Source organism: Opitutus terrae PB90-1, assembly GCF_000019965.1.
In the GTDB taxonomy this organism is placed as follows: Bacteria; Verrucomicrobiota; Verrucomicrobiia; order Opitutales; family Opitutaceae; genus Opitutus; species Opitutus terrae.
In genome coordinates this window covers 3,488,644-3,498,338 of sequence record NC_010571.1, presented here as the reverse complement: position 1 = coordinate 3,498,338, position 9,695 = coordinate 3,488,644, and the positions used below count along the sequence as shown (strand labels likewise).

The window sequence follows — 9,695 nt, the reverse complement described above, 5'->3', positions numbered from 1 at the left end:
CCGCGGCGGCAGGACCACCTGAGCCTCGTCGGCGGCGCTGAGCGAGTAACAACCCACCCGGGACGGCGGGTTCCACTTGGATGGCGAAGACGAGTGTCGGGCGGAGTGCGCCACCACGGCCGCATCCATTCAATGAAAGATAAAGCCCGATGCTCTCGTCGGGCTGGTTTGAGAACGAAACGCGTGAAGCCCAACGAGGACATGCGCGCCACCACTTGGTCGGCCGACTTGCTCCCGCCCCGAGTAACCGCTCGCTGGAGCGAATCAAACAGTGAGGCCGGACCACCGGGATCCGGCCTCACCCAAATCCGGACCGACTCACCAGCAACTACAGCAGGGAGCCGCGGATCCGGCCGCCTTCACTGTTGTTGTAGGCATCGAACCAATCCTTGGCCCAGAGCACATAAACGCGGGACAGGCTGTCCGCGTTTTTCATCACGTGCTCGCCCCAGTAAATGAACGCATACGTGAGCGCCGCGTTGTCGTCGATGTAGGCACCGTTGGCGTAGTTGTATTCGGCCGCGAGCAGTTGCTTGGCCAGCAGCGCCTTCGGTTTTGAGCTGGAGGAGCTGAGTGTGGTTAATGCCGCCGGCATCGTCAGCGCATCGAAGGGCGAGAGCGCGAGATCGCCGAGCTGCGTGGTGTAGGCCCGCACCGACGCAGCGGGAACCTGCGCGCCCTTCTTGCCGGAAATGGCCTTGTCCACGTTGTTTTTCCAGAAGCCATGCGACTTCCCTTCGGCGCGCATGCCCATCAGATCCAGGAAGCTAAGCTTGAACCCCGTGTCGGCCACGTCGACGGCCGATTGGTAGACCACGACCGGATGCGCAATCAAGGTCGTGGGCGCAAAGCCGTCCACGCAATCGACCCACACCACGTAGACGCCAGGCTTCGCGTTGAACACATACTCGCCGTCCGCACTGGTGGTGGTCTTGGCCGTGTGGCCCCACAAGTTTACCAACCGCACTTTCATGCCGGGCAAGCCGTAGTCATCCCCGTCCATCACGCCGTTGGCGTTCACGTCGAAGAACACCACGCCGCGAACCGGCCGCTCGTTCGTGTCCGAGATCGCATTGACAACAAAACTCGTTGTCGCCACCGCGGTGCCATAGTCATCCTTGGCCGTGACCACCAGTTCGTAGTCTCCGCCCGCAGCGATCGTGAGCGTGCCCGTGCCAGTCACCACGAGCGCGCCGAGCGCAGGCGCGGAAAAAGGCACCGATTGGCCGTCGAGCGTCACCGCAATGCTCTTGATCCCGCCGAATTGGCTCCGTGCTTCGAACGCGAACGGAATGGAGAGCGCCGGCCCACCGAGGTGATAATCGAAGCTGGTTTGGTTCGGCTGGGAAATCACCACCGTCGGCGGCGGCACGGTGCGGGTGACGATGAAGGCCAGCGAATCGGTCGCGGCCCCATCGAGATTATCCTTGGCGGTGGCCGAGATCGTATAGGTGCCAGGCTCCGTCACCGGGTAGCTGAGCGTTCCGGTCGCCTGCGACATTCCCGTCCCTGACACCGAAAGGTTCAGCGCTTCGGACAAAAATTCGACGCCAGCATCATTCACCGCCCGCACCCACGCCGCGACTTGCTGTACCGTGGTATTCGCCGCCGCCACTGCTTTCACCGTGACCGGCACCAGGGTCGGACTTCCGCCCGCCACATAGTTGTACGTGGCATTCGGAGCCGGGCTCTCGATCGTCACCAGCGGAGCCGTCACCGGCAACGGCAACGTCACCGTCATGTTCACATCCGTACCGTTGTCCCGAATCGCGTGCCCGCTCGGCCAGCCGGTCGTGCTGATGTGAAAACTGAACTGCCCTTCCACCGTGCCGCTCGGAATCCGCAGCTGGACTGTGATGGTCTTCGACTGCTGTGGTCCGCTGAATTCGAGCGTCGCCGCGCTGAAGGTGACGAACCCGCTTGCCGTTGCGAGCGGCACCGCCGCCGGCGCGAGTGTCGCTTCACCCACGACGGTCACCGTCGCGTTCGTGTTCGCCGGCATGCCGGTCGGTGAGGTGATCGTCAGCTGATAGCTGAACTGCAGGGGCGCCGGCCCTTGCACCGGCATCACCTCGTCAGGAGTGTAGACGACATAGCTCGGCGTGCCGGCGGGATCATCGTCCTGTCCGTGGACCGGGACTGCCACAAAAGCGATCGCGATGACGAGGGGCCAAGCGAAACGCGCGAACCGACACGACGCCAACAAACGGGGCAAGTTCATGGTGAAGCTGGGACGCGTAAAAAATAGGATAAAAACCCTAGGCGTCCAGCGGGAAAGTACCCGCTAACACTGATTTCGCCGCCGCCCTCCCCCCGCTCCTCTTCAGCAAGTGAGCGCTGCGCTTTCCGCCGGAAGGTGGACGCGCTTCGGCCGGGACTTACTTCCCGACCCCGTAGACCCTAAAACCTAGCGATTTAAGCGCTTCGAGACTTAGGATATTCCGACCATCAAAAACACAGGCGGGCTTCGCCATGGATTCGAAGATTCGCTTGAAATCCAGCGTCTTGAACTCGTCCCACTCGGTGAGCACGGCGAGCCCATGGGCTCCTTCCGCGGCCGCGTAGGCGCTTTTCACGACCGTCAATCGACTGTCCTGCTTGTCGGGTCCGAGTAGTTCGCGCCGGATATCTTCTTCGGTGACCTGCGGATCGTAAACCGCCACACGTGCCTGCTCGGCGAGCAGATCGCGGCACACCGAAATGGCGGGCGATTCCCGGGTGTCGTTGGTGTCCTTCTTGAACGCGAAGCCGAGGACCGCGATTTTTTTGTCCGCGACCGAATTGAACAGCGCGCGAACGATCTTCGTCGCGAACCGCCGTTTCTGCCAGTCGTTCATCTTCACCACGTTTTCCCAGTAGCTCGACACCTCAGGCAGTGCGAAATGGTCGCACAGATACACCAGGTTCAGGATGTCCTTCTGGAAACACGATCCACCAAAGCCCACCGACGCCTTCAAAAATTTCGGCCCGATCCGCGAGTCCTTGCCAATTGCGCGCGCGACTTCGTCGACGTCCGCGCCGGTCGCTTCGCAGAGCGCCGAGATCGAGTTGATGGACGAGATCCGCTGCGCGAGGAATGCGTTGGCGACCAGCTTCGAAAGCTCCGATGACCAGAGATTCGTCGTGATGATCCGGTCGCGCGGCACCCAGCGCGCATACACGTCGGCGAGCGTCTGCACCGCCGCCTCGCCACCGGGCGTGCGCTCGCCTCCGATCAACACCCGGTCGGGTTGCTTGAGATCCTCCACCGCGGTGCCCTCGGCGAGAAACTCGGGATTCGACAGCACCTCGAACTTTACGCCGCGCGCGTTCGCCGCGAGGATGTCCTTGATCGTCTCCGCGGTCTTCACGGGGATCGTCGATTTCTCAACGATGATCTTCGGCGTCGTGGCCACCTCCGCGATCGTGCGCGCGACGGATTCGATGAAACGGAGATCAGCCGCGCGGCCCGAGCCGACCCCGTAGGTTTTCGTCGGCGTGTTGACCGCCACGAAAACGATGTCCGCAGCCTGGATGGCGCTCCGGACGTCCGTGGAGAAAAACAGATTCCGGCCGCGCGCCTCCTTCACGACGTCGTCGAGACCGGGTTCATACACGGGCAGCGCGTCGGAATTCCACGAGGCGATCCGCGCCGCGTTCATGTCCACGACCCGAACCTCGATGTCCGGAGCTTTGCAGGCGATCATCGCCATTGTGGGTCCACCAACGTAGCCAGCTCCGATACAGCAGATTTTCATGTGGTAATTGACTAATACGACGTTTCTTCGGTTTTACCAAGCGGTTTTGCGAGGGCCGGCTACCGACCACGAAAAAGGCGCGGAGTTCGCCGCGCCTTCGTTTTCTGACTCGAAAAACCCTATGCTGGATTGGGTGCCGGAGCCGCTCCGCCCGGAGCCAAGCCTTCCGGGGCGCTCGACTTGCCAGGGGCCTTTTTGCCCGAAGGCCGGTCTTCGGGCTTCACGGGTTCGCGCACGATCGGCGAACGAATCTCGCCGAACTGCAGCAGTTCGAGCACGTGCTTGCCCTCGATCGTCTCGTGCTCCAGCAGCGCCGCGGCGATCTTGTCGAGCACGTCACGCTTCTCCTCGATGAGCTGGCGGGCGCGCTTGTATTGTTCGTCGACGATCCGGAACACCTCCGCGTCGATCTTGCGCGCGGTCTCTTCCGAATATGTCTGGCTACGCGTGATCTCGCGACCGAGGAACACGGTATCTTGGCTTTCGCCGTACGCGATCATGCCCAGCGAGCTCATGCCCCAGTCACACACCATGTGCCGGGCGATCTTGGTGACCTGCTTGATGTCGCCGGCCGCGCCGCTGGAAATATCACCCATCACGAGTTCCTCGGCAATGCGACCGCCGAGCCCCATCGCGATCTGGCCCAGCATCCGCCTCATGGCGTGGGTCAGTACGTCTTTCTTCGGGATGAACATCGTGCTGCCGAGGCTCTGGCCCCGGGGAATGATCGTGACCTTGTGCACCGGCATGTGCCCGTCATCCAGCACCGCCTGCACTAGCGCGTGCCCGGCTTCGTGATAGGCTGTGAGCTTCTTCTCCTCGTCGTCCATGACCCGGCGGCGCTCGCGCCCGAACTGCACCTTCTCGCGCGCGTCGTCGACGTCGATCATCTCGACCTTCTTCTTATTGCGCCGCGCGGCCAGCAGCGCGGCCTCGTTGAGCAGGTTGGCCAACTCGGCGCCGGACAAGCCCGGCGTGCCGCGCGCAATCACGGCGAGGTCGACGTTTTCGGACAAGGTGATCTTCCGCGCGTGCACGCGCAGGATCTGCTCGCGACCCACGAGGTCCGGCAGGTCCACGTAAATCTGCCGATCGAATCGACCCGGCCGGAGCAGCGCGCTGTCCAACACGTCCGGACGATTCGTCGCGGCGATGATGATGACGCCCTCCGTCGTGTCGAAGCCGTCCATTTCGACGAGCAGCGAATTCAGCGTCTGCTCGCGTTCGTCGTTGCCGCCGCCGAGTCCGGCGCCGCGCTGGCGGCCGACCGCGTCGATTTCGTCGATGAAAATCAGGCACGGGGCGCTCTTGCGGCCCTGCTCGAACATGTCCCGCACCCGGCTCGCGCCGACGCCGACGAACATTTCGACGAAGTCGGAACCGGAAATGGAGAAGAATGGCACATCGGCCTCGCCCGCGACCGCCTTGGCCAGCAGCGTTTTGCCCGTGCCCGGAGGACCGACCATCAGGATGCCCTTCGGGATCTTGCCGCCCATCTTGGTGAACTTCTTCGGGTCCTTCAGAAACTCGACGACCTCGCTCACCTCTTCCTTGGCTTCGTCGCAGCCCGCCACGTCCGCGAACGTCACCTTGTCGCGATCGCGCGTGAGCAGCTTGGCACGGCTCTTGCCGAAGCTCAGCGCGCCTTTGCCCGCCTGCCGCAGCTGACGCACGAACAGGAAATACAGCAGCCCGATGATGAGGAGGAACGGCACTACCTGGACCGCAATCTGCGAAAGCACCGTCGTCGCCGGCTGCTCGGTGAAGGCCTGCGACTTCTGCAGCCGCTCCATGTTGGCATCCGTCAACCGACCCGACGCGCGGAACTGATTCGTCGGGCCGCGCTCGCTCTGCAGGCTCTCGTCCTTGGTCTTGCCGGTGATCACCACCCAGTCCCGACCGCCGGAAGCTTCCGGCTGGATCACGCCTTCGACAATCTGCCCCTGCTCCGCGAGTTCGACCACGCGTTGGATTTTCAGCGAGGCCGGTGAGCTCAAGCGGGTCGGCGAGAGGAACAGCAACGCCAGCGCCGCCAGGAAAAGCACCAGGAAAAAGATCAGCACCTTCGGCTGAAACCGGTCCGGTGGAAGGCTTTTCAGTGGGCGACGCTTCTTCTTGTTGTCGAGATCAGACATTTATCAAGTGGGATAACGCCCCGAAAGTGGATGTTCCCCCGGGAGAAGTCAATTGATGCGCCGTTGGAATTGCCCGCGTTTGTTTCGCACCCCGCTTACGATCCGCAAACGGTCCCTCCCAACTTCGGCAAAAACACCTGTCCCAATGCTCAAACGTGTCGTCCGCCGCGTCAGCACCGCCGCGAGCAGGCTGGCGAAACACTGGCGCGACAAACCGGTGGACCGCTCATGTTGGAGCAGCCACTGGTGCAGCGCCCGCCGCACCACCGCGACTGGCACGCCTCTCAGCCGTCGCAGGTTCAGGCTGCCGTCCTCCCGCAGCGGGGCCAGCCGCGCGAGCCATGCCTGCAACGCCGTGTCGTCCTCCTCCATCAGCTCCCGCGAGAGCGCCGCTCCCGCGAGCGCATCGCGCTCGCCCACGGCTGCGCGCCAGGCGGGCAGCACGCGCTGTCGAATCCGCGACCGCAGGTAATGCTCCCCGGCGTTCGTCTGGTCCTCGCACCAGGACGCGCCGCAACGGCGCAGCGCCGCGGCGAGTTCGGCCTTCTTCAATCCGAGTAACGGCCGCAGATGCACTTTCCCCGCCGGCATGGCCTGCACCGGCCGGGGCGCCGCCAGTCCGGCCAAGCCGCTGCCGCGGGCCAGCCGCATCAACAGGGTTTCCGCGATGTCATCCTGTTGATGGCCAAACCACAGTACGCGAGCCCGGCGCTTGCGAAGCTGCCGGTCGAAGAACGCATGCCGCGCCGTCCTCGCTTCGGCCTCACTGGGTTTGGCGGGCCGATCCTCCCAGTGATCGACCGCCAGCGGTACGTGCAACGCGGCGCAGACGCGCGCGCAAAAACGTTCGTCCTGCAATGCCGCGCGGCCGCGCAGCCGGTGATTGAAATGCGCCGCGCTCAGCCGCCGCCGATGCTCGGGCCAATGCGCCCACAGCAGCAACAACAGCGCGAGCGAATCCGCGCCTCCGGAGAACGCCACCATCCACGGCTCGCGCTTCCCCGGCTGTGCCGCGTGCGCCAGCACCGCCGGATGCAACCGTTCGCGCGGCACGATCGCCGCCAGTCGCGCCGCACACTGCGGCCAGTCGATCGGCTTGCGGGCGGCCATGCACACGCTGCGCAGCGGCGCAGCAACGTCAGCTGAAGCTGAGGAACTCCTTCCCGAAATACGGCTGCAGCACCTCGGGAATGTGCACGCGGCCGTCCGCCTGCAGGTTGTTTTCGAGCAGCGCCGCCAGCACGCGTGGCACCGCGAGGCCCGAGCCGTTAAGCGTGTGGACGAGTTCCGGCTTGCCGGTCTCCTTCGAACGGAACCGGATCTGCGCGCGCCGGGCTTGAAACGCTTCGAAGTTCGAACAGCTCGATACCTCCAGCCAGCGCTTCTGGCCCGCCGCCCACACTTCGAGATCGTATTTCTTGGCCTGCGCGAATCCCAGATCGCCGCCGCACATCAGCAGCACGCGGTAAGGCAGGTTGAGCTTCTGCAGGAGCGCCTCCGCGTCGCCCCGGAGCTTGTCGAGTTCCTCGTAGCTCGTCGACGGATGCACCCACTTCAACAGCTCCACTTTGTCGAACTGGTGCAGTCGGTTCAGCCCACGGACGTCCTTGCCGTAGCTGCCCGCCTCGCGCCGGAAACAGGGAGTGTAGGCACAGCGGTAGATCGGCAGCGCCGCCTCATCCACGATTTCGTCGCGAAAGAAGTTCGTCAGCGGCACTTCCGCCGTCGGCACCGCATAGAGATGATCCGGCGTCGTCTCATACATCTGCCCTTCCTTGTCCGGGAGCTGGCCCGTCGCCGTGGCGCTCGCCGCGTTGACGAAGATCGGCGGATTGACTTCGACGTAGCCGGCGCGCGCGTTTTCCTCCAAGAAGAAGTGCAACAGCGCCCGCACCATCCGGGCGCCATCGCCGACATAGAACGGGAAACCCGCGCCGGTCACCTTCGCCCCGCGCGCGAAATCAAACAGCCGCTCGAAACCCGGAATTTCCCAATGCGGCACCGCGCTGGGATGCGGCTTCTCGTGATCCCCGTGCAGCGAAAACACGACGTTTTCCTGCGGCGTCCGGCCTTCTGGCACGGTCGCGTGCGGGAGGTTCGGCAGCGAGAGCATCGCCTGCCGGAAGGCGCCCTCGGCGTCCTTCAGCTTCGCGTCCTGCTCCTTCACCTGCTGCGACACCGCTTTCATCTCCGCCACCTTGGCCTGAAACTCCGGCGAGCCTTTTGGCAGCGCCGCCATCGCGGTGTTCGCCGCCTTCTGCCGGCCGCGCAGGGTCTCCACTTCCTGCAGCTGCGTCCGCCAGGCGGCGTCGAGGGCCAGCACCGCGTCAACATCCACGTCCAGATGTTTCTTGGCGATGGCAGCTCGGACTAGGTCCGGGGATTCACGAAGGAGTTTGGCGTCTAGCATGAGGCGCCTACGTAAAACGGCCGATATAGGCAGAACAAACAATTTCCGTGCCTTGCGCCTTGGCCGCGAGGCGCCGCCACTCGGTTGCGCCGCTTTGCCGTCGACTTTGCGGGGCTCCTTTTTAGACCGCGGACAACCTTCAGCACCTCCCGCCATCAACCCGAATCTTCCTCCTCACCGGACCATTTTCCAATTCACCCGGCGCGCGCTCTTCTTTTGGGCCGGGTTGCTGCTCCTGCCGTGGCTGTTCGTCGCCGCCCTGCTGTTCTTCCCGCGCCTCGGCCGCGAACCAGCGCCCGCGACCGGACCAGCGCCCCAGTACGACGAATACGTACACAAGTGCCGCCCCGGTCCGTGGGGCGAGCTGCAGTACTCACGGATCGTGATTGAACCGCCGGACGAGTTCGCCGTGGCCGACTACTCGGTCGGCCGGCCCACCGTGTGGAATTTCCTCGGCTACTCCCGCGATCAGTTGACGATGCTTTGGCGCGAAGCCGACCTGAGCCCCGCGGACATCGCCCTCCTCGAGGAGCCCGGGCGGATGACCACAACGGACGACCGGATCGTCATCCGGCCACCGGACCAATGGGTGCTCGACCTCAGCACCGCCGCCCGGACGCGAATCTATTCCGCGCTCGCCGCTTTTCCCGAGAATCCGGATCAGCAGGAACCGTTTCGCTTTCGCGCCGACACCGCCGACGAATGGCTGGAAAACAGCCAGCTCGCGCCCGAGACCATCCAGACCGTGACGCGGTTGCTCTATCGCCGGGGGAGTTCGCTCCTGTTCTCGGATCACAACCTCGTGCTGCCGCGGCTGGCCTCCAACGCCGAACGGATTCGGTTGGTCAAAGTCCTCGCGCGCAAGTCGACCCTCCTGGTCAAGCTGCGCATCCGGCCCGACTCGGACCTCGACACGCTGACGGACTACTGGGGCCGTGGCCCGCGCCGGAAGGGGATGCGGGCGTTGCTCGAGTCGATTTCCCATCGCCGCGAGGGCATCACCATCGACGTGGCCCACCTCCTGCCGCGCTTCCCCCGCGCCCACTTGTTCACCTACCCCCAGCCGCCGGAGGAGACCTCCCCGGGTCACGACTGCCATTGGACCTCGATGAATTTTTTCAACGACCCGCCCGACGAACGGTTCAGCGACGCGGTCGCGGTGCAGGACGCGCTCGAGAACGACTATGTGCCGGTGTCCGGTCGGCTGATGATGGGCGACATCCTCGTGTTCATGCGCGACGAGAAGACCGTGGTGCATTCCTGCGTGCACATCGCCGACGACATCGTCTTCACCAAAAACGGTTCGTCCGAGGTGATGCCTTGGATCCTGATGAATCTGTCCGACGTCGCCGCGTTTTACCCGGCGGATCCTCCGCTCACCATCCGCGCTTACCGTCGCAAGGATCTCTGAGC

Annotated in this window: 6 protein-coding genes; 1 reads left to right on the top strand and 5 read right to left on the bottom strand. The window is 64.1% G+C overall.

Annotated features, from left to right (window positions below; all coding sequences use genetic code 11):
• Positions 1 to 328 precede the first annotated feature (328 nt).
• The 5 genes from OTER_RS13855 to serS all read right to left on the bottom strand — a co-directional run bounded on the left by OTER_RS13855 (position 329) and on the right by serS (position 8,282).
• Positions 329 to 2,221, bottom strand: coding sequence for an SdrD B-like domain-containing protein (locus OTER_RS13855; protein WP_012375551.1), 1,893 nt, complete (start codon positions 2,219 to 2,221; stop codon positions 329 to 331).
• 157 nt (positions 2,222 to 2,378) lie between these two features.
• Entirely contained in the window at positions 2,379 to 3,737 is a 1,359-nt protein-coding gene (locus OTER_RS13850; RefSeq protein WP_012375550.1) for a UDP-glucose 6-dehydrogenase, read from the bottom strand.
• Between the two features lie 119 nt (positions 3,738 to 3,856).
• Positions 3,857 to 5,872, bottom strand: a complete 2,016-nt coding sequence (ftsH, locus tag OTER_RS13845) for an ATP-dependent zinc metalloprotease FtsH (RefSeq protein ID WP_012375549.1) — start codon at positions 5,870 to 5,872, stop codon at positions 3,857 to 3,859.
• A 48-nt stretch (positions 5,873 to 5,920) separates the two neighbouring features.
• Positions 5,921 to 6,982, bottom strand: coding sequence for a tRNA lysidine(34) synthetase TilS (gene tilS, locus OTER_RS24215; RefSeq protein WP_012375548.1), 1,062 nt, complete (start codon positions 6,980 to 6,982; stop codon positions 5,921 to 5,923).
• Positions 6,983 to 7,010: 28 nt separating this feature from the next.
• Complete coding sequence (gene serS / locus OTER_RS13835) at positions 7,011 to 8,282, bottom strand: serine--tRNA ligase (protein WP_012375547.1); 1,272 nt, start codon at positions 8,280 to 8,282, stop codon at positions 7,011 to 7,013.
• On the opposite strand from serS, the gene OTER_RS13830 reads away from it, so the two are divergent.
• Positions 8,281 to 9,693, top strand: coding sequence for a hypothetical protein (locus OTER_RS13830; RefSeq protein WP_148218117.1), 1,413 nt, complete (start codon positions 8,281 to 8,283; stop codon positions 9,691 to 9,693). The genes serS and OTER_RS13830 overlap by 2 nt on opposite strands.
• Positions 9,694 to 9,695: the final 2 nt, after the last annotated feature.

What these genes read in the sequence shown, in the direction of transcription:
- OTER_RS13855 (WP_012375551.1), bottom strand. Translation starts at nt 2,221, where the DNA reads ATGAACTTGCCCCGTTTGTTGGCGTCGTGTCGGTTCGCGCGTTTCGCT.
- OTER_RS13850 (WP_012375550.1), bottom strand. Translation starts at nt 3,737, where the DNA reads ATGAAAATCTGCTGTATCGGAGCTGGCTACGTTGGTGGACCCACAATG.
- ftsH (WP_012375549.1), bottom strand. Translation starts at nt 5,872, where the DNA reads ATGTCTGATCTCGACAACAAGAAGAAGCGTCGCCCACTGAAAAGCCTT.
- tilS (WP_012375548.1), bottom strand. Translation starts at nt 6,982, where the DNA reads ATGGCCGCCCGCAAGCCGATCGACTGGCCGCAGTGTGCGGCGCGACTG.
- OTER_RS13830 (WP_148218117.1), top strand. Translation starts at nt 8,281, where the DNA reads ATGAGGCGCCTACGTAAAACGGCCGATATAGGCAGAACAAACAATTTC.
- serS (WP_012375547.1), bottom strand. Translation starts at nt 8,282, where the DNA reads ATGCTAGACGCCAAACTCCTTCGTGAATCCCCGGACCTAGTCCGAGCT.